At 63.9% G+C, this 18,091-nt stretch carries 15 protein-coding genes and 1 tRNA gene; 5 read left to right on the top strand and 11 right to left on the bottom strand.

Annotated elements, in window-relative coordinates:
* The first annotated feature begins 78 nt into the window (after window positions 1–78).
* Window positions 79–155, top strand: a tRNA-Met gene (locus tag AC070A_RS16910).
* Window positions 156–365: 210 nt separating this feature from the next.
* On the opposite strand, the gene AC070A_RS16905 is transcribed toward AC070A_RS16910, so the two are convergent.
* Together AC070A_RS16905 and AC070A_RS16900 are read right to left on the bottom strand one after the other, a co-directional pair.
* On the bottom strand, window positions 366–731 hold the full coding sequence (locus AC070A_RS16905; protein ID WP_057254721.1) for a hypothetical protein: 366 nt from the start codon (window positions 729–731) through the stop codon (window positions 366–368).
* A 233-nt stretch (window positions 732–964) separates the two neighbouring features.
* Window positions 965–1,123: a hypothetical protein gene (locus tag AC070A_RS16900; RefSeq protein WP_156414732.1), complete on the bottom strand. Its 159-nt coding sequence runs from the start codon at window positions 1,121–1,123 to the stop codon at window positions 965–967.
* Window positions 1,124–1,438: 315 nt separating this feature from the next.
* On the opposite strand from AC070A_RS16900, the gene AC070A_RS16895 reads away from it, so the two are divergent.
* Window positions 1,439–1,879, top strand: a complete 441-nt coding sequence (locus AC070A_RS16895; protein ID WP_057254722.1) for an acetyltransferase — start codon at window positions 1,439–1,441, stop codon at window positions 1,877–1,879.
* A 21-nt stretch (window positions 1,880–1,900) separates the two neighbouring features.
* Here AC070A_RS16895 and AC070A_RS16890 read toward each other — a convergent pair whose 3' ends face one another.
* The 6 genes from AC070A_RS16890 to hutF all read right to left on the bottom strand — a co-directional run bounded on the left by AC070A_RS16890 (window position 1,901) and on the right by hutF (window position 8,218).
* Window positions 1,901–2,482, bottom strand: a complete 582-nt coding sequence (locus tag AC070A_RS16890; protein WP_057254723.1) for a HutD/Ves family protein — start codon at window positions 2,480–2,482, stop codon at window positions 1,901–1,903.
* Window positions 2,479–3,960: an HAL/PAL/TAL family ammonia-lyase gene (locus AC070A_RS16885; RefSeq protein WP_057254724.1), complete on the bottom strand. Its 1,482-nt coding sequence runs from the start codon at window positions 3,958–3,960 to the stop codon at window positions 2,479–2,481. The genes AC070A_RS16890 and AC070A_RS16885 overlap by 4 nt, the downstream gene beginning before the upstream one ends.
* The gene (locus AC070A_RS16880) at window positions 3,953–4,780 is read right to left on the bottom strand and encodes a quaternary amine ABC transporter ATP-binding protein (RefSeq protein ID WP_093233927.1); all 828 of its coding nucleotides are present in this window, start codon (window positions 4,778–4,780) and stop codon (window positions 3,953–3,955) included. The genes AC070A_RS16885 and AC070A_RS16880 overlap by 8 nt, the downstream gene beginning before the upstream one ends.
* The gene (locus tag AC070A_RS16875; protein WP_057254726.1) at window positions 4,773–5,630 is read right to left on the bottom strand and encodes an ABC transporter permease; all 858 of its coding nucleotides are present in this window, start codon (window positions 5,628–5,630) and stop codon (window positions 4,773–4,775) included. The genes AC070A_RS16880 and AC070A_RS16875 overlap by 8 nt, the downstream gene beginning before the upstream one ends.
* A gap of 141 nt (window positions 5,631–5,771) precedes the next feature.
* Window positions 5,772–6,806 carry an ABC transporter substrate-binding protein gene (locus AC070A_RS16870; protein WP_057254727.1) on the bottom strand — a complete coding sequence of 345 codons (1,035 nt, stop codon included), beginning with the start codon at window positions 6,804–6,806 and terminating at the stop codon, window positions 5,772–5,774.
* A gap of 35 nt (window positions 6,807–6,841) precedes the next feature.
* A complete protein-coding gene (hutF, locus tag AC070A_RS16865; protein ID WP_057254728.1) occupies window positions 6,842–8,218 on the bottom strand; it encodes a formimidoylglutamate deiminase in 1,377 nt (458 codons plus the stop codon).
* Between the two features lie 138 nt (window positions 8,219–8,356).
* On the opposite strand from hutF, the gene hutC reads away from it, so the two are divergent.
* Both hutC and AC070A_RS16855 read left to right on the top strand, forming a co-directional pair.
* Window positions 8,357–9,100: a histidine utilization transcriptional repressor HutC gene (gene hutC, locus AC070A_RS16860; protein ID WP_057254729.1), complete on the top strand. Its 744-nt coding sequence runs from the start codon at window positions 8,357–8,359 to the stop codon at window positions 9,098–9,100.
* Between the two features lie 115 nt (window positions 9,101–9,215).
* On the top strand, window positions 9,216–12,140 hold the full coding sequence (locus AC070A_RS16855) for an aminotransferase (RefSeq protein ID WP_057254730.1): 2,925 nt from the start codon (window positions 9,216–9,218) through the stop codon (window positions 12,138–12,140).
* 118 nt (window positions 12,141–12,258) lie between these two features.
* Here the strand turns inward: AC070A_RS16855 and AC070A_RS16850 are convergent, their stop codons facing one another.
* Window positions 12,259–13,269: an amino acid ABC transporter substrate-binding protein gene (locus AC070A_RS16850; protein ID WP_057254731.1), complete on the bottom strand. Its 1,011-nt coding sequence runs from the start codon at window positions 13,267–13,269 to the stop codon at window positions 12,259–12,261.
* A gap of 107 nt (window positions 13,270–13,376) precedes the next feature.
* On the bottom strand, window positions 13,377–16,433 hold the full coding sequence (locus AC070A_RS16845) for an aminotransferase class III-fold pyridoxal phosphate-dependent enzyme (protein ID WP_492384736.1): 3,057 nt from the start codon (window positions 16,431–16,433) through the stop codon (window positions 13,377–13,379).
* Window positions 16,434–16,511: 78 nt separating this feature from the next.
* Here AC070A_RS16845 and AC070A_RS16840 point away from each other — a divergent pair, with 78 nt between their 5' ends.
* Window positions 16,512–16,994, top strand: a complete 483-nt coding sequence (locus tag AC070A_RS16840) for an Lrp/AsnC family transcriptional regulator (RefSeq protein WP_057254733.1) — start codon at window positions 16,512–16,514, stop codon at window positions 16,992–16,994.
* 10 nt (window positions 16,995–17,004) lie between these two features.
* Here the strand turns inward: AC070A_RS16840 and AC070A_RS16835 are convergent, their stop codons facing one another.
* A complete protein-coding gene (locus AC070A_RS16835; RefSeq protein ID WP_057254734.1) occupies window positions 17,005–17,943 on the bottom strand; it encodes an AraC family transcriptional regulator in 939 nt (312 codons plus the stop codon).
* Between the last annotated feature and the right edge of the window lie 148 nt (window positions 17,944–18,091).

The raw sequence follows: 18,091 nt of genomic DNA, 5'->3' as shown, positions 1-18,091 counted from the left end.
ACACTGCCCGGAAGCGGGCCGTATAAGCCGCCCGTCCAGTCAAGACGGCTTCTCCTTCGAAGCCCTGACGCGGTACCCGGCGGAGTAGCTCAGTAGGTTAGAGCAGAGGAATCATAATCCTTGTGTCGGGGGTTCGAATCCCTCCTCCGCTACCATTTCTCCAATTGTCCATACCTGAGACATAGGTAATCCCAGCGCGGAAAACGCACCCCCTGTGGCGGAGTTTTCGGGCTAGATTGGCGCGGCCGCCGCTTGCCGCCTTTTCTATTCTCCTTGTTGAAGCAAGGCCACGGCATTCGCCACGTGGTGCGATATACAGTGGTTTTCGTATGTAACGGAGCCCTGTCAGGGAGGGAACGCCGCCCTCAATGACGCGTTGGATTCAATGGCAACGTCAGTGCCGGCCCGCTTCTGACACCGAACTGCCTTCTGAATTGCCTCGACGCGCTGCCGTCGAAAAGCGACTGCGGCAGCGGTGAACCGATAGCCCATTTGTACTTCGCGTCCGAATCGTTGCTCAGCTTCTGGTGCATGATCGCGCTCAAGGGCAGGACATATTCCGGCTTGCGCAGGCCCTTCTCGGAGTTGCCCAGCCATGTCAGGACGACGAGGATTTCGCCGCCGAGTTCGAGTGCGTCCAATGCCAGCTGCTTCCCGCCGACGGATGCGCGGACCGCCTGTTCGTGCAGCTTGAAGGTGCTGAGCTTCAGCTCGTTTTGCGGATCTGCCATATTTGCCTCGGCCCCTTTGGGAACATTGATAGACGTCTGTTTCGAGCGTTCGATTCGCTCGATCGGCGTTGCCTATCATAATCTCTCCGGCCGTTCATGGGGCGGCTGATCGATGCAAAAAGGCGCCGCCATCATCGATGGTAGCGCCTACAGATCGTTTTGCTCGAAGGAGGTGCAGACGGAGGAAAGCCAGTTCGACACGCTGCCTGACTTTCGCGGCCGGAACGAGGGCCTTAGTAGTGGATCGACGAAGTGATGGTCGAGTAGTCAGGCAGGTTGATATCGGCGATTTCGGCGGCCCGATATTGGGACAGGGCGAAGTGCATGATGGCGATCACGGTGATCGAGAAGACCAGTACGGTGACGTTGACGCCGAAAGCGGTTTTGATCATGTCCGTGTCCTCCAAGCCCTGCGTTTGTTGACGTGTGTCGGTAGAAACCGTGACATAGAGACTATCGTGTGGCGTCAGCTGCGCTGTTCCCCGGGGAACATGAGATATGGTTACTGGAAACTTAATCGTCGTTGCCTGAAAAGCGCACCTGGCCGAACGGCTTGCGATCGGGGCGCCCTCAACTAGAGTGCGCGCGTCGTGCCGGATCGGATTCGGGACCGGACATCTTCACCATCTGGCGTCCTGTGCGCTGCTTTGGCCCGGGCCTGAGCGCGGCAATCCCATCGGCGCCTCGTTTTTCAAAGTGATTGTTGCATGACCATTTCCATTCGCCCCTCCCGTCCTGACGATTATCCGCGCACCTTCGAGATCTGGCGCGGCGCCGTGGTCGCCACGCACGACTTCCTGACGCCGGAGGACTTCGCTGCCATTGAGAGGATGGTTCGCGACCAGTATCTGCCGGCAGCCGAGTTCTGGATTGCGGCTGACGAAAACGATCAGGCGCTCGCCTTCATGGGCATGAGCGGGGCGCAGATCGACTCGCTCTTCGTTCACGCGGAGGCGCGCAGCAGTGGCGTCGGCCGGCGGCTCGTCGAGCATGCGATGACGCTGCATCCGGTGTTGACGGTAGACGTCAACGAGCAGAATGCCTCTGGGGCCGGGTTCTATCAGCGCCTGGGGTTCGAAGTGATTGGGCGTTCGCCGGTCGACGATGCCGGCCGGCCCTATCCCTTGCTGCATTTGCGCCGGGGTTGATTGGCGCAAGCCGGCGCCCGATCAGGCGGCCGGCTTGTCGATAGTGATCACGAACACAACGGCTGAGGTCGTCGGCTCGATCGTGACAGTGGCTGAGCCTTTGAGGATCGCCGTGTCGCCTGCTGCGAGGTCGGCTTGTCCCTCTGCCGCTGCCAAGCGCACGGCACCGCCATGGCAAAGGACGATGGTCGTGTCGGTTGTGCCGTCCACTGTCTGCGGATGGCCGATCGACAGGCGCTGGACCGTATGCGTAAGCTTGCCGCGCCGGGTCATGACGTTGAGGTCGACGATCGGACCGTCCACGAGCGTTGCTGATGTTGCGACATCGGCCGGGAAAGGCAGTGGTGCCGTCTCGCCGGTCATCAAAGCGGGCTCGCGCCCTTCGATCGTCAGCCGCATGCCTTTGCCCTGAAGGATCGAAAGCGTGCGGTCGATGCCGGGGAAGCTGGAGAAGGGGCCGTCGCTGGCCACGGTCGCCATGCTTACGCGCCAGTCGAAATCGGCGAGCGAGGCGTTATCCGGGAAGACGGCGATCTCCACCGTCTCGCCGCCGCCGTTCTTCCACGGCATGCGCTTGTAGTTCTCCGCGCGCAGAATCTTCATGGCGTGCTCTCTTCCATGAGTGCGCGCATGCGCGCGAAATCGCCATTCAGTGGCCGGTCGTCGGCATAGGTCGGGATCGCCGCGCGGATACGGCGGTAGAGCCCGTCGGTGCGGGCGGCGCGGCCGCGCGGCTGAAGGTCGTAGGCCTGGGATGCGGCCAGCAGTTCGATCGCGAGGATCGTCTCGAGGTTGTCGGCAATCGACAGCGCCTTCCAGGCGGCCGGCGTCGCATGGGTGAGGATGTCTTCCTGCAGCGCCGAGGTGATGCCGCCATCGAGGCTGGCGGGGGCGGCGAGGCGTCGGTTTTCGGCGGCAAGAGCGGCAGCCGTATACTGCGCGATCATGAAGCCGGAGGAGACGCCGCTGTCGCCGGCGAGAAACGCCGGCAGACGGCTCACGAGCGGATTGACGAGCCGGTCGATGCGGCGCTCGGAAATGGCGGCGACTTCGGCGACCGCGACCGCCAGGCTGTCCATGGCAAGCCCGAGGGCAGCACCAACCGCATGGGCCTGCGAATGCACTTCCGGCGCCTCAGGGGTACCGGAAACGGCCGGGTTGTCGGTGAGGCTTGCAAGCTCCCGGTCGACGACTTCGGCAACCTGCTTCAGCACATCGCGGGCAGCGCCATGCACATGCGGCACGGCGCGAAGGCTCAAGGGGTCCTGCGTGCGGGTGCCTGCGGTTTCCGCAAGCATCGGGCTATCGGCAAGATAGGTGCGCAGCGACGCGCCGACCTCTTCGAGACCCTTGGAGCGGCGAAGCGCAAGCGGCACGGCGGCAAAGGCATTGGCCTGGCTGCCGAGGTTTTCATAGGTCATGGCGGCAGCCGCATCCGCCCAGTCGAACAGGCGGGCGGCACGGGAAAGCGTCAGCGCCGCGAGACCGGTGGCGCAGGGCGTGCCGTTGACGAGGCTCAGGCCCTCCTTGGCTTCCAATCGCAATGGCTTGAGGCCGACGCGGGCGAGGGCTTCTGCACCGCCGATCTTGCCCTTGCCGTCGTCGACGCTTCCGTGGCCGATCAGCGCGAGGCCGATTGCGGCTGCATGGGTGAGATAACCGACCGAACCGCGCGAGGGGATGGCGGGGATAAGGTTGGCGTTGAGCAGACCCAAAAGCGCCTCGACAGTTTCGACGCGCACGCCGGAATAGCCGTGGGCGAAGTTGGCGATCTGGGCCGCCATGACCGCGCGCGCTTCCGGGCGGGGAAGCGGGTCCCCGACGCCGCAGGCGTGGCTGAGGATGATGTTGCGCGAGAGCGCTTGCTGGTTTTCGCGGTCGATGATGACATCGCAGAGCGCGCCGACGCCGGTGTTGATGCCGTAACCGCGGATACCGCGCTCGACCAGCGCATCGACAATGCGGCGCCCATTGACGATGCGCCGCCGCGCGGCATCGGAAAGCGCGAGCGGTGCGCCATTGGCGACCGCCGCGATTTCCTGCCAGGTCAAAGGCGCGTCGAGGATTATGCTCTCACTCATGGGCTTCCGGCCGTCCCTGTCGGCGTTGCACGAACCGGGCAACATAGTCGTTGGCCGGCCGCTCCAGGATATCGTCCGGCGTGCCGACCTGCACCACCTGTCCGTCCTTGAGGATGGCGATTTCCGAACCGATGCGCAGCGCCTCGTCGAGATCGTGGGTGATGAAGACGATGGTTTTCGACAGGTTCTGCTGCAGTTGCAGCAGCTGGTCCTGCATGTCGGCGCGGATCAGCGGGTCGAGGGCCGAGAAGGCCTCGTCCATCAGGATCACGTCGGTGTCGGCGGCGAGCGCCCGGGCAAGACCAACGCGCTGTTTCATGCCGCCAGAGAGCTGATGCGGGAACTTGGCGTCGTAGCCGGCAAGGCCGACCGTCTCGATCCACTTCATGCCGATGTCGCGGGCCTCAGCCTTCGGCAGGCCGCGCACGCGCTGACCGTAGACGACGTTCTGCAGCACGGTGCGGTGCGGCATCAGCGCAAAACTCTGGAACACCATGCTGACGCGGTGCATGCGGAAGGTGCGCAGCGCCTTGGCGTCAAGCGTCAGGATATTGCTGCCGTCGAACATCACCTCGCCGCTGGTCGGTTCGATCAGCCGGTTGATGTGGCGCACCAGCGTCGACTTGCCGGAGCCCGAAAGCCCCATGATCACGAAGATCTTGCCGGCGCCGATCGTCAGGCTGACATTGTTGAGGCCGACGCTGCAGCCGGAGCGGGCGAGGATTTCGGACTTGTTGAGCCCTTCCTTGGCCATGGCGAGCGCGGCCTTGGAGTCCTGTCCGAAGATCTTGTAGACGTTGCGGATCTCGATATCAGCCATTGCGGGGATCCTCCGTCTGGCTCTTGCCGAAGCCTTGTGTGATGCGGTCGAGTACGATCGCGAGAATGACGATGCCGATGCCGGCTTCCAGGCCCTTGCCGACGTCGAGCGTCTGAATGCCGTTCAGCACCTGCTCGCCGAGGCCGCGGGCGCCGATCATCGAGGCGACGACCACCATCGACAGCGCCATCATGATTGTCTGGTTGAGGCCGGCCATGATCGTCGGGGTGGCGAGCGGCAGCTCGACGCCGAAGAGGATCTGGTTGGGGCTGCCGCCAAAGGCGGTCGCCGCTTCCACCACCTCATGGTCAACCTGGCGGATGCCGAGATCGGTAAGGCGAATGAGCGGCGGCACGGCATAGATGATGGTGGCGAGGATCGCCGGCACCTTGCCGAGGCCGAAGAGCATCAGCGCCGGGATCAGGTAGACGAAGCTCGGCATCGTCTGCATGACGTCGAGCACCGGCAGGGTGATGTTGCGCATCACCCGGCTCTTGGCGACGAGAATGCCCATGGGCACGCCGATGACGACCGAGACGATCGTTGCCATCAGCATCAGCGCCAGCGTCTGCATCGTCAGGTCCCAGAGGCCGAGCACGCCGACGAAGAAGAGCAGGATACCGACGGCCACCGTCAGGGTCCAGCGCTTGGAGCTCTGCCAGGCAAGCGCCATGAAAATCAGGATGACGACCCACCAGGGCAGGCCGCGCAGGATCCATTCGATGAACAGAACGGCTTTTAGAATGACGGCGCTGATCGCCTTGAAGACCCAGCCATAGCCGCTAACCAGCGCCTGGATGAAATCATTCACGGGTCCGCGAATGGAGAGATTGAGAGAATCCGGAAACATCGGACGCGTTCCTTGCTCGGGCTGCCAGCGGACACGGTGAGCCGCCGACGGCGCTTGCCTCGGGTATTGTGGCCAACCGCCAGCTCAAGCTCACGCGCGCATTGGATGCAGCGACAAGCCCGAGCTGGCGATGGGTCGCGATTACTTCAGGCTGGCTTCGATCTTGCCGCGGGCTTCGTCCGAAACCCACTTGCCCCAGACGTCGGCCTTGGTCTTCAGGAATTCGGCGGCGGCTGCCGTCGCGTCGACCTTGTTGTCGGCCATGTAGGCGAGGCTGCCGTTGACGGCTTCGAGCGGGAAGGTCGCCTTTTCGAGGATCGCGACGATCTCCGGCGCTTCCTGAGCGAAGGTGCTGTTGACGCCGTAGGAGACGTCGACCGACGGGAAGGCGCAGCCCTCATCGCGCTTGCCGTTGGCGCTCGAAAGCTCCTTCCAGCAGGCTTCGCTATAGGCCGGCTCTTCGAGCTGGACGAGCTTGAACTTGCCCATGATCGCGGTCGGCGACCAGTAGTAGAAGAGGATCGGCTCGCCCTGGAGATAGGCGGACGTGATGGCGGAATCGAGCGCAGTGCCGGTGCCCGGACGGAAGTTCACATAGGTCTCGCCGAGCTTGTAGGCTTCAAGCTTGGCGGAGCTCACGCCCTCGCAGGTCCAGCCCGATGGGCAATTCAGGAAGCGGCCCTTGGTCGGCTCTTCCGGATCGGCGAAGAGCTCGACGATCTTGGGGTCGGAAAGCTGCGACACGTTCTTCAGGTCCGGAGCCTTGGCTTCGAGATTGCGGGAGGCATCGCCCTTGACCACGTATTCCGGCACGAACCAGCCTTCGCTGGCGCCGACGAAGGTCTTGCCGACGGCGACGACCTTCTTTTCTTCCACGGCCTTGTTCCAGACGTCCGAACGGCCGAGCCATTCCTCGGCGAAGATCTGCACGTCGTTGTTGGCGGTCGCCTGTTCCAGCGTCACCGAGTTGCCGGGGATCGAATCCACCTGGCAGTCGTAGCCCTTGGCAAGAATGGTCTTCATCACTTCGGTGATGAAGGCGCCGCTTTCCCAGTCGATGCCGGCGAACATGACGGTCTTGCCGTCGCCGCAATAGGAGGCGCTGGCGCTGCCGGTGGAAGCCGCGAGCACGAGGCCGGTGGCGGCAAGGGTGAGTTTCAATTTGCTGATCGACATTAAGCTGTTCCCTGTTTTGATTTTGGCTTCTGTTACTATTTCAGTTTCATCAGCACCCGCGCGAAGGCGCGGTCGATATCGTCCTCCCGGTCGTGGCGTCCGTTCCGGATCTTCCACTCGCCCGCGACCATGACGTCGCGGACGCTCTCGCCGCCGAGCGCAAAGAGCCAGCGGTCGAGGATCTGGTTGTCGCTGGCGGCGGCGATGTAGGGATTGTCGCCGTCGAGCACGACGAAATCGGCGCGTGCGCCGACAGCGATGCCTGACGTCTTCTGGCCGGCCGCCTGGGCGCCGCCCTTGTGGGCAGCGTCGAAGATGGTCCGGCCGATCGAGGCGCCGGGGCCGGAGGCCAGCCGGTTGCGGCGGCGGTCGCGCAGGCGCTGGCCGTATTCGAGCAGGCGCAGTTCCTCGGCGACGCTGGTCGCCACATGGCTATCGGTGCCGACGCCGAAGATGCCGCCTTCGGCCATGAAGTCGACCGCCGGGAAGATGCCGTCGCCGAGATTGGCTTCGGTCGCGGGGCAGAGACCGGCGACCGCACCGGAGCGCGCCAGACGCTGCCGTTCGTCGTCGGTCAGATGCGTGGCGTGGATTGCGCACCAGCGCTCGTTGACGGGCATTTCGTCAAGCAGCCACTGAACCGGACGACGGCCACTCCAGGCGAGGCTGTCGTCGACTTCCTTGGTCTGCTCGGCAACATGGATATGGATCGGCCCTCTTACGGGCGCTGCATCGAGGATCGTGCGCATTTCTTCGGGCGTCGCCGCACGCAGCGAATGAATGGCGTAGCCGAGCGTATGGCCGGCCTCGCGGCAAAGAGGCTCAAGGCGCTGGAGCAGGGCCAGGAAACGATCCGGATCATGCAGGAACGGCCGCTGGCCGGGATTGGGGTCGACGCCGCCGAAATTGGCGTGCGCGTAAAAGACCGGCAGATGGGTGAGGCCGATGCCGGTCGTGCGGGCCGCGGCGAGAATACGCAGCGACATCTCGGCCGGATCGGCATAGGGCGTGCCGTCGGCCTGATGGTGCAGGTAGTGGAACTCGGCGACGTGGCCGAAGCCGCCCTTCAGCATCTCCATGTAGAGCTTGGCGGCGATCGCCTCGACATCATCAGGGTTCACCAGCCCGACGGTACGGTACATTTCTTCCCGCCAGGTCCAGAAGCTGTCGTCGCCGCTGCCGGCGACCTCGGCGAGGCCCGCCATGGCGCGCTGGAAGGCGTGGGAATGCAGGTTGGCGACGGCGGGAACCAGCGGACCAGCGACGCGTTCGTCGCCATCGGCGATCGACTGATCGATCTCGATGGAGACGATCCCGCCTGATGCGTCAAGCGCAATGGCGACATTCTGCGCCCAGCCTGTCGGCAGAAGCGCATGGTCGGCGAAGAGCCGGTTGACGGGAAAAGTTGCCATGGTGCGATTTTCCTGTACGTAGTTGTATATGGAACTATAGATATTTTACGGTGGCGCGCAAGCGCGAAATGAACGAAAAGAATCATTGTCGAATACGCATGATTTGTTCGGCATCCTGGAAAGGCGGGGTTTGAGTTGATGACAGCGCTTGGAAGAAGGAACGAAATGACCGCATTCGAAGACGGACCGGTGCCGCGCTACGAAGCGGTCAAGCAGTTCATCCGCAGCCGCATCGAGAGCGGCGAGTGGCCGGCTCACCATCGCATTCCCTCGGAAAACGAGATCGTCGCCGATCTCCGCGTCAGCCGCATGACCGCCAACCGGGCGCTTCGAGAGTTGGCAAGCGAGGGCGCGATCACCCGTGTTCAGGGCGTAGGGTCGTTCGTTGCGGCTCACAAGGGCAGTACCGCGCTGCTTGAAGTGCGCAATATCGCCGACGAAATCCGCGAGCGCGGCCACGCGCACACCTCGCGCATGACGCTGATGCAGGAAGAGGTCGCGCCGTCGGACATTGGCTATGCGCTCGGGCTCGTGACCGGTGCGCGCGTCTTCCATTCGATCATGGTGCATTCGGAAAACGGGCTGCCGATCCAGATCGAAGATCGTTTCGTCAATCCGGCGATCTGCCCACGTTATATGGAGCAGGATTTCCAGACGATGACGCCGAACGCCTATCTGACTGCGGTCGCGCCCATCACGCGCACCGAACAGATCGTCGAGGCGGTGTCGCCGCAGCCGTGGGAATGCAAGCTGCTCGGCATCGACCGCAACGAACCATGCCTGATGATCCGGCGCCGTACCTGGTCGGAGACAGCCAATGTGACGACGGCGCGCCTGCTTTATCCCGGCACGCGCTATCGCCTTGAGGGCATGTCGCAGTAGATCGGGATTGGGGCTTCCGCAGAAAACCGCACATCTTTTCCTCATCCCGCTCTAATCTCGACAATATTCCGGTCGATTCGGAGGATCGACCGCCGAGTGGGAGGATGACGAGACCATGGTTGAGGACGCGCTGAAGCTTCGCACCGAGTTGCCCAGGCCCGATGTCAGTGCCGAGGAGGCGCAGGCGTTGCTGGCGGAGCACTACGGTCTCTCAGGCACGATCAGCGAACTCGGCAGCCAGCAGGACCGCAACTATCGCATCGATACCGGCGAGCGACGCTATGTGCTGAAGATCTGCCGCGCGGAATATGGGGCGCTCGAACTGGAGGCCCAGAATGCGGCCTTGCGGCATCTTTCCGAGCGTCTGACTTTGGCGCGTGTTGCGGAAGTGGTGCCCTCGCTCAAGGGCGAGGCGATCGAGAGCGTTGCCGTCCGCGACCAGGACTACCGGATTCGCCTGCTGAATTTTCTCGATGGCGAGCCGCTGACCCGGCGCAAGCATCTCTCGCGTGAAGCCGTTTCCGCGCTCGGCGCGCTGGCCGGGCGGCTGGCCGCGGCGCTGCAGGACTTCGAACATCCCGGGCTGGAACGGGAACTGCAATGGGACCTGCGCCGCGCCGGTCCCGTCGTGCTTCATCTTCTCGCCGACATGCCGGACCAGCAGCGCAAGAAGCGGATCGCCGAGATCATGGTCGGAGCCATGCGGCGTCTGCAGCCCATCACGGCGGAACTGCGCATCCAGGCGATCCATCATGATGTCACAGACGACAATGTGGTGAGCCAGCCCGATGCATCCGGCCGGCCGATCCCTGACGGAGTCATCGATTTCGGCGATATCCTCAAGGGGTGGCTGGTCGCCGAGCTTGCCGTGACCTGCGCCTCTTTGCTGCATCATGCTGACGGCGACCCCTGGTTCATCCTGCCGGCGGTCATGGCGTTTCACGCCGCGTGCCCGCTGACCGAGGTGGAGCTGAAGGCGCTCTGGCCGCTGATCGTCGCCCGCGCCGCCGTGCTGGTCGCAAGCTCAGAGCACCAGCTTTCGCGCGAACCTGACAACACTTACGTCGAGGGCAATGCCGCGCATGAGCGGGAGATCTTCGACGTGGCGACTTCGGTCCCTTCGGCGCTGATGGAGCACGCCATCCTGGCGGCGGCGGGGCTTGCGCCGGCATCGCAGCCGGTGACCGGGGAGAGCCTGATCCAGGGGCTCGGGCCGACCGACGTGCGCCAGATCGACCTGTCGATCCTGAGCCCGCTGTTGCCGGAGGAGCGCTGGCAGCACCAGGGGCTGCCGATTTCGCTGTTGCAGCACGCGGCGCACGCGATCGGTGTCGCGACCACGCGCTACGGCGAGTACCGGATGACCGAGACGCAACTGCGTTCGCCGAAGCCCGACGCGACGCTGGCGCTGCATGTCGACATCTGCCTGGAAGCGGGCCGCGAGATCGTTGCCCCGTTTGCGGGGCGCGTCATCCGGCAGGACGGGCTGCTGGTTCTGGAGGGAGCCGAGGGGAGTCTTTTCCTTGAAGGGGTGGAAGTCAGCGGCGATCTTGAGGAGACGGCCGCCGCCGGCGCGGTGCTGGGCGTCGTCTCCGGCGAACAGCAGTCCTATGGCCTGATCCGCGTCCAGCTTTGCCGCGAGCATGGCCTCGTTCCGCCGCTCTTTGCCATGCCGCATCAGGCAGAGGCCTGGAAGCATCTGTGCCCGTCACCGGCCGGCGTCCTCGGCTTCGAATGCGATGCGCCGGAACTGCACAGCGAAGCGTTGCTAAGCCGACGACAGCAGCACTTCGCCAAGCCGCAGAAGAACTACTACAAGCACCCGCCGCAGATCGAGCGCGGCTGGAAGGAATATCTGTTCGATGTCGAGGGCCGCAGCTATCTCGACATGGTCAACAACGTGACCATCCTCGGCCACGGGCACCCCCGACTGGCGTCCGCCGTCGGGCGGCAATGGTCGCTGCTCAACACCAATTCGCGCTTCCACTATGCCTCCGTCGCCGAGTTCTCGACGCGGCTGGCGGCGCTTGCGCCTGACGGGCTCGACACGGTGTTCCTGGTCAATAGCGGCTCGGAGGCGAACGACCTGGCGCTCAGGCTCGCCTGGGCCTATTCCGGTGCGCGTAATGTCGTGACCCTGCTCGAAGCCTATCATGGCTGGACCGTCGCCAGTGACGCGATCTCCACCTCGATCGCCGACAATCCGCAGGCGCTGGAGACCCGCCCTGGCTGGGTGCATCCGGTGCCGGCGCCCAACACCTATCGCGGCGAGTTCCGTGGCGCCGATACGGCGGACAGCTATGTCCGCTCCGTCGTCAAGAAGCTTACCGAACTGGACGCCGCGGACGAGAAGCTTGCCGGATTCATTTGCGAACCAGTCTACGGCAATGCCGGCGGCATTCCCCTGCCGAAGGGCTATCTCGACGCAGTCTATGCCATGGTGCGGTCGCGCGGCGGTGTCTGCATCGCCGACGAGGTGCAGGTCGGTTATGGCCGTCTCGGCGACTATTTCTGGGGCTTCGAAGAGCAGGGTGTCGTGCCTGACATCATCACCGTCGCCAAGGGTATGGGCAACGGCCACCCGCTCGGCGCCGTCATCACGCGGCGCGAGATTGCCGACGCGCTGGAGAAGGAAGGGTATTTCTTCTCATCCGCCGGCGGCAGTCCCGTCAGCTCGGTCGTCGGCCAGACCGTGCTCGATATCCTGACGGAAGAACGATTGCCGGAGAATGCGCGTGTCGTCGGCGGTTATCTGAAGGCGCGGCTCGAAGCGCTGGGTGAACGCTTTCCGCTGATCGGCGCGGTGCACGGCATGGGGCTCTATCTCGGCGTCGAATTCGTGCGCGACCGGGAGAGCCTGTTGCCGGCGACGGAGGAGACGGTGGCGATCTGCGACCGCCTGCTCGATCTCGGCGTCATCATGCAGCCGACGGGCGATCACCTGAACGTGCTGAAGATCAAGCCGCCGCTCTGCCTGAGCCGGGAGAGCGCCGACTTTTTCGCTGACATGCTGGCGCGGGTGCTGGAGGAAGGCTGGTAGGCTGGCTGGCACCTTCTCAAAACGAAAACGCCGCGGGGAGGGCCGCGGCGTTTTCGTTGGCGCTTTTCCTTGGTCGAGCAATTCCGAACGGAGACCTTTGCCGGAATTGCTGGGGGGATCAGCGTGCCGGCGGGGCGTACATCAGGCCGCCCTGGCTCCAGAGTTTGTTGAGGCCGCGCTCGATCTTCAGCGGGCTGTCCTTGCCGAGGTGGCGCTCGAAGACCTCGCCATAGTTGCCGACGGCGGAGACCGCCTGATAGGCCCACTTCGGATCAAGGCCGAGCGACTTGCCGGCTTCGTTTTCGATGCCGAGGAAACGCTTCTGGCCGGTCGTGCCGCTTTCGAGAAGCTTGGCGGCATTGTCCTTGGTGATGCCGAGTTCTTCGGCCTCGGTCAGCGCAAACAGTGTCCAGCGCACGATCTTGAACCACTGATCGTCGCCCTGGCGGACGGCCGGGCCGAGCGGCTCCTTGGAGATCACTTCTGGCAGCACGACGAAACGATCCGGATCGTTGAGCGTCAGGCGCTGGGCGTAGAGCGCCGAGGCATCGGTCGAATAGACGTCGCAGCGTGCGGTGTTGAACGCCTGGATCGTCTGGTCGGCCTTTTCGAAGGCGACCACCTGGTACTGGATGTTGTTGGCGCCGAAATAGTCGGCCATGTTCTGCTCGGTCGTGGTGCCGGTCTCGGTGCAGACGGAGGCGCCCGAGAGTTCCTTGACGCTCTTCACGCCGAGATCGTTGCGCACCATGAAGGCCTGGCCGTCATAGTAGTTGACGCCGACGAAGCTCATGCCGAGATCGGTGTCACGCGACAGGGTCCAGGTGGTTTGGCGCGAGAGGAGATCGGCCTCGCCCGACTGCAGGGCGGTGAAGCGCTCCTTGGTCGAGAGCGGTACGTATTTCACCTTGTCGGGATTGCCGAGGGCAACGGCTGCGACTGCGCGGCAGAAATCGATGTCGAAGCCGGTCCATTCACCCTTGTCGTTGGGGGCGGAAAAGCCGAGCACGCCCTGGCTGACGCCGCAGCGAAGTTCGCCGCGCTCCTTGATAACATCGAGCATGCCGGCGTTGGCGGCGGTGCCGGCGAGAAACGCCGCGCTCGCCAGTGCTAGAACTTCAAGTTTCATTGTCCTGTTCTCCTCTTTTTCATGTTTTAGGGCATGCGTCTTCGCCGCCGGGATGCGCGTCGCATCCCGGCCGATTGGTTCTGGTTTCGGCGGTATTGCGCCCGGCCTTAGCCGAACGTTTTCGATACGTCTGCGAAAGTCTCTTCGAGCACGGCGATCAAATGATCGGCATCGCGTTTCGAGAAGATCATCGGCGGGCGCATTTTCAGGATGTTGTCATGCGGACCTTCGGTGCCCATCAGCACGCCCCGGCGGCGCGCACCGTTGGAAACGGCCCGGGCAAACTCGGTCGCCGGTGCCTTGGTCTTGCGATCGGTCACAAGCTCGATACCGAGGAACAGGCCCATGCCGCGCACGTCGCCGATCACCTCGTAGCGGGCCTGCATGGCGCGGAAGGCGTCGATCAGATAGTTGCCGATCGAAAGGGCGTTGCCGCGCAGATCCCGACCCTCGATCACGTCGAGCACCGCGAGACCGACGGCGCAGGAGACCGGGTTGCCGCCGAAGGTGTTGAAATACTCCATGCCGTTGTTGAAGCTGTCGGTGACTTCGCGGGTCGTCACGACCGCCGCCAGCGGATGACCGTCGCCGATCGGCTTGCCCATGGTGACGATATCGGGCACGACCCCTTGCATCTCGAAGGCCCACCAATGGCTGCCGACGCGGCCGAAACCGACCTGCACCTCGTCGGCAATGCAGACGCCGCCCGCCTCGCGCACGAGCCGATAGACTTCCTTCAGATAACCTTCAGGCAGGAACACCTGGCCGGCGACACTCGGGATCGATTCCGCAATGAAGAAGCCCGGGCCTTCGCCCTTGGCCTTCATCGTCGCGATGAGTTCGGCGACGCTTTCGGCAAAACGTTTGCCGTGTTCCTCGACCGGCCAGTCGGCGGGTGCATGGTAGCTGTCGGGAATGGTCGCCACATGGACATGCGGCTTCGGACCCTTGCCGCCCTTGCGGCGGAACTTGTAGGGGCTGATGTCGATCAGTTCCTGTGTCGTGCCGTGATAGGACCAGTCGAGCGTGATCGCGTTCTCGCGGCCGGTATGGGCGCGCATCAGCCGCAGGGCCAGGCTGTTCGCCTCCGAGCCGCTGTTTACGAAGCCGGCAACCGTCAACTCTTTCGGCAGCGTCGCGGTGAGCCGCTCGGCATAGGCGACGATGTTGTCGTGCAGGTAGCGCGTATTGGTGTTGAGGATCGCCGCCTGCTTCGCCATCGCCTCGACCACCGCCGGATGGGCGTGGCCGATGTGGCAGACATTGTTGAAGCAGTCGAGATAGGCGCGGCCGCTGTCGTCGATCAGCCAGACGCCTTCGCCGCGCACGAACTTGATCGGCTTGTCGTAGGAGATCGAGAGGTTCGGCAGCAGCAGTTCCTTGCGCCGCCTGACGATCTCTTCGTGCGAGCGGCCCTTCTTCTCGTAGAACTCTTCCGCGATGCCGGCAAAGGTGCGGGCATCCGGAAACAGTTCGGCCCAGACGTCGAGAAACTGCGGCTCGCCGACGCCGAGGATCTCGGTCGCGGTCAGGCTGGTGTCGGTCGAAAGCTGCAGATGCAGATGCGGCGCCCAGCCGCCGTTTTCCTTTGGAGCCCCCATTTCGCCGACGAGCGCCCCGGCCTCAAGCTGGTCGCCGGCCCTGATCCGTCCCACCGCTTCATGTGCCAGGTGACCCCAGAGTGTGACGAAGGGCGGGCAGCCGTCGGGCTCGTGGCGAAGCGCGATCAGGCAGCCATAGCCCAGCGGATCTTCTTCGATCTCGACGCTGACGACGGTGGCGGCAAGGGGGGTATAGAGTTTGGTGCCGGCGGCCATGAACAGGTCGAGGCCGAGATGGCGGGTGCGGCGGGTGTGGTCGATGAAGCGCGAGACGAAGATCTCGCCGGCATAGACGGTGCGCTCCTCGCCGAAGGGACCGATGCCGAGTTCAACGCCATGCTCGCGGCAATAGACTTCCCAGATCGCCTGGGCTTCGTCCGGCTGTTCACCGGCCGATTTCACGGTCATCGGATGTAAGGGGTCGCCATAGGGCACGAGCGCCGCCGGGTAGGTCGCAGCCGGGCGCGCGAGCAAGGGCTTCAACGTCTTGCGGTTGGCGTTGATCCAGGTGGTGACGCGGCTGGCGCCGGGGCTTGCTTCGAAGCCGCAGGCCTTGCGCAGGATGGCGGTGGCGAAACGCGGGTTCATCCGGTCGAGCTTGCGCAGCAGCGTCCAGGCCGGCCGCTCGCTGATCGCGAGATAGGGGTTGTCGTCGGTGTGAGCCCGGCGCGAGGCCGAGATGGTGACTGAAGTGACGAGGCGCATGGCGATGAGATCGAACAGAAGGTCGACCTCTTCTTCCGCCAGCGGATATTCCTGATGGAAGCCGCGGACGATTGCAGCGGCGGCGCCGATCGGATCGGGATGATCGAGCCCGGCATAGGCGGCGGCGATCGCCACTTCGGCAATGACGGGCGCGTGCAGTGCATCACCGAAATCGATCAGGCCGGAGATCTGGTCGTGGTCGGCCTTGGCGACCAGCACGTTCCAGTCGTTGGCGTCGTTGTGAATGACGGCGGCGCGAAGGGTCGCGAGCCGCGGCGCGACGGATTTTTCGAAGCGGGTGAGGAACCGCTCGAGCAAAGCGCGGTCTTCAGCGGAGGCGACGTGGTGCAGCCGGTCGGCCGAGCGGCCGGCGTGACGGATGTCCCAGTCGAGATCGCGCAGCGCCCCCGGATGCATGAAGCCTTTAAGCGATGCGTCGAAGCGGCCGAGCATCTGCCCGAGCGACTGAAGTGCTGCGTCGCTGCGCCCCGTCTCGGCAAGCGGCAGGCCCTCGACCCAGCTGACGAGGCGCAGGCTGTGGGTGACGCCGCGCGCACTCGTGGTCGAACCGAGGCTCGCGCCTTTAAGCGTCGGGCGGATATGCGGCACCGGCAGATCGACGGCATGGGCTCCGACGTGGCCGAGTAGCGCCGTCTGGAAATCGCTTTCGACTGCGGGTTCGGCACCGTTGATGATCTTGAGGATGTAGGTGTCGCCACCCTTTGTCTCGACCTTGAAGTTCTGGTCGCGTTCGCTGGCAAGCAGCGAGAGCAAGCCTTCGAGGCCATAGTGCTCCTTCAGCAGCGCCGCTGCCGCATCGGTCGAAAAGTCAGGCGTCGTCGTCAGCATATCGTTCATGGGGACCCTCATCTGTCGGCGAGAGTTACATGAGCCGTGCCGTGATGCATCCGGCAATATGCCGGTTGCACCGGCACTATGTTTATAATAACCGTCATCTTGTCGGCGGACCGCGGAGGAGCAGAGATGCAGGACATAGACGCGATCGACCGCACGATCCTCAGCATCCTGTCGCAAGAGGCGCGCATCCCGATGAAGTCGCTGGCGGGCCGCATCGGCCTCTCCAGAAGTGCGACCACCGAGCGGGTCAGCCGGCTTGAAAAGGCCGGTGTCATTCGCGGCTATCGCGCCGATATCGGGCAATTGGAGGAGGGCACGATCCAGGCTTTCCTGCTGGTGACTTTGAAGCGCACGCCGTCGATCGGCGTGCTCGACCGGCTCGCCGGCTTTTCCTCGGTGCGCAAGGTGTCATCCGTCAGCGGCCAGCTCGATCTCGTCGTCGAGGTCGAGGTCGGCTCGATCAATGCGCTCAACGAGTTGCGCAACGAGGTGGCGACGATGGACAATGTCGAGGATTTGACGACGTCGATCGTGCTGCGAAGGGATATCGAGCGGAGTTGAGGCGTGCTCCTCAGCCCTCGCTCAACATCTCCGCCTGCGGAGCCAGCCGTTCGAGCAGCGAGCGGCGCACCCGGCCGATGTCGCGCATCGGTGGCTCGCCGAAGTGGCGGGCATACTCGCGGCTGAACTGCGACTGGCTTTCGTAGCCCACCTGATGGCCGGCGTCGCCGGCGTCGAGCTGCTCCTCCAGCATCAGCCGTCGCGCCTCCTGCAGCCGGAGCTGCTTCTGGTATTGCAGCGGGCTCATCGCGGTGATCGCCTTAAAATGATGGTGCAGCGACGACACGCTCATGGAGACACGGTTGGCGAGATCGTCGATCCGCAGCGGCCGCGAATAGTGCTCTTTCAGCCAGGCGACGGCGCGGCCGACCTGATGAGGCTGGCTGTCGGTCGTCGCCATCTGCCGCAGGCGGTGGCCATGCGGGCCGGTCAAAAGCCGGTAGAGGATCTCCTGTTCGATCAGTGGCAAGAGGGCGGGGATATCGTCCGGCCGTTCGAGCAGGCGCAGCAGGCGCAGGGCCGCGTCTTCGAGATCGACAGTGATCTTGCTGACGCTCATGCCGCGCGCCGAAGCGGCCGGCTGCGGCAATTGCGACAAGGACGCAAGCAGCGCCTGGATCTTGCCGGGATCGAGCGTGAAGGCCATGCTGAGATAAGGTTCTTCTGCGGAGGCCTTGCAGACCTGGGAGAGAACGGGCAGGTCGATTGACGTCAGCAGATAGTCCGACGCGCCGTAGATCAGTGTCTCGTCGCCGAGAACCACACGTTTGGCCCCTTGCACGATGATTGCCAGGCTTGGCCGATAGGCCGAGCAATTGACCGGAGCGTCGCCGCCATGGCGATGCAGGGTCAGGCCGGAAATCCCGGTCAGGTGGTCGCCGTCCCGCTCGGCAAACCGGGCAATGACATCGATCATCTGGTGGCGGGCAGTCTGTCTTGTGGCTGTCATAATCTGCGGTCTTTCCAGCGGCTTAGCATTGTGTGAGGCAACGCTCAGGTAGGGCATCGACGTGCCATCTCCAGGATCTCACTGTCAATCTTGTAGGATCGTGCAAGAATTTTGCAGGATCGCTCTAACGCTCACCGTGTCTGCGCCC

Source organism: Ensifer sp. GW101-20A05 (assembly GCF_059424735.1).
The sequence above is the reverse complement of the archived record's forward strand: the minus strand, read 5'-3'. Positions and strand labels throughout refer to the sequence as shown.

Coding starts and splice junctions, on each gene's coding strand:
- AC070A_RS16895 (WP_057254722.1), top strand. CDS start 1,439: ATGACCATTTCCATTCGCCCCTCCCGTCCTGACGATTATCCGCGCACC.
- AC070A_RS16880 (WP_093233927.1), bottom strand. CDS start 4,780: ATGGCTGATATCGAGATCCGCAACGTCTACAAGATCTTCGGACAGGAC.
- AC070A_RS16855 (WP_057254730.1), top strand. CDS start 9,216: ATGGTTGAGGACGCGCTGAAGCTTCGCACCGAGTTGCCCAGGCCCGAT.
- AC070A_RS16870 (WP_057254727.1), bottom strand. CDS start 6,806: ATGTCGATCAGCAAATTGAAACTCACCCTTGCCGCCACCGGCCTCGTG.
- AC070A_RS16845 (WP_492384736.1), bottom strand. CDS start 16,433: ATGAACGATATGCTGACGACGACGCCTGACTTTTCGACCGATGCGGCA.
- AC070A_RS16885 (WP_057254724.1), bottom strand. CDS start 3,960: ATGAGTGAGAGCATAATCCTCGACGCGCCTTTGACCTGGCAGGAAATC.
- AC070A_RS16900 (WP_156414732.1), bottom strand. CDS start 1,123: ATGATCAAAACCGCTTTCGGCGTCAACGTCACCGTACTGGTCTTCTCG.
- AC070A_RS16835 (WP_057254734.1), bottom strand. CDS start 17,943: ATGACAGCCACAAGACAGACTGCCCGCCACCAGATGATCGATGTCATT.
- AC070A_RS16840 (WP_057254733.1), top strand. CDS start 16,512: ATGTTTATAATAACCGTCATCTTGTCGGCGGACCGCGGAGGAGCAGAG.
- AC070A_RS16875 (WP_057254726.1), bottom strand. CDS start 5,630: ATGTTTCCGGATTCTCTCAATCTCTCCATTCGCGGACCCGTGAATGAT.
- AC070A_RS16905 (WP_057254721.1), bottom strand. CDS start 731: ATGGCAGATCCGCAAAACGAGCTGAAGCTCAGCACCTTCAAGCTGCAC.
- AC070A_RS16890 (WP_057254723.1), bottom strand. CDS start 2,482: ATGAAGATTCTGCGCGCGGAGAACTACAAGCGCATGCCGTGGAAGAAC.
- hutF (WP_057254728.1), bottom strand. CDS start 8,218: ATGGCAACTTTTCCCGTCAACCGGCTCTTCGCCGACCATGCGCTTCTG.
- hutC (WP_057254729.1), top strand. CDS start 8,357: ATGACAGCGCTTGGAAGAAGGAACGAAATGACCGCATTCGAAGACGGA.
- AC070A_RS16850 (WP_057254731.1), bottom strand. CDS start 13,269: ATGAAACTTGAAGTTCTAGCACTGGCGAGCGCGGCGTTTCTCGCCGGC.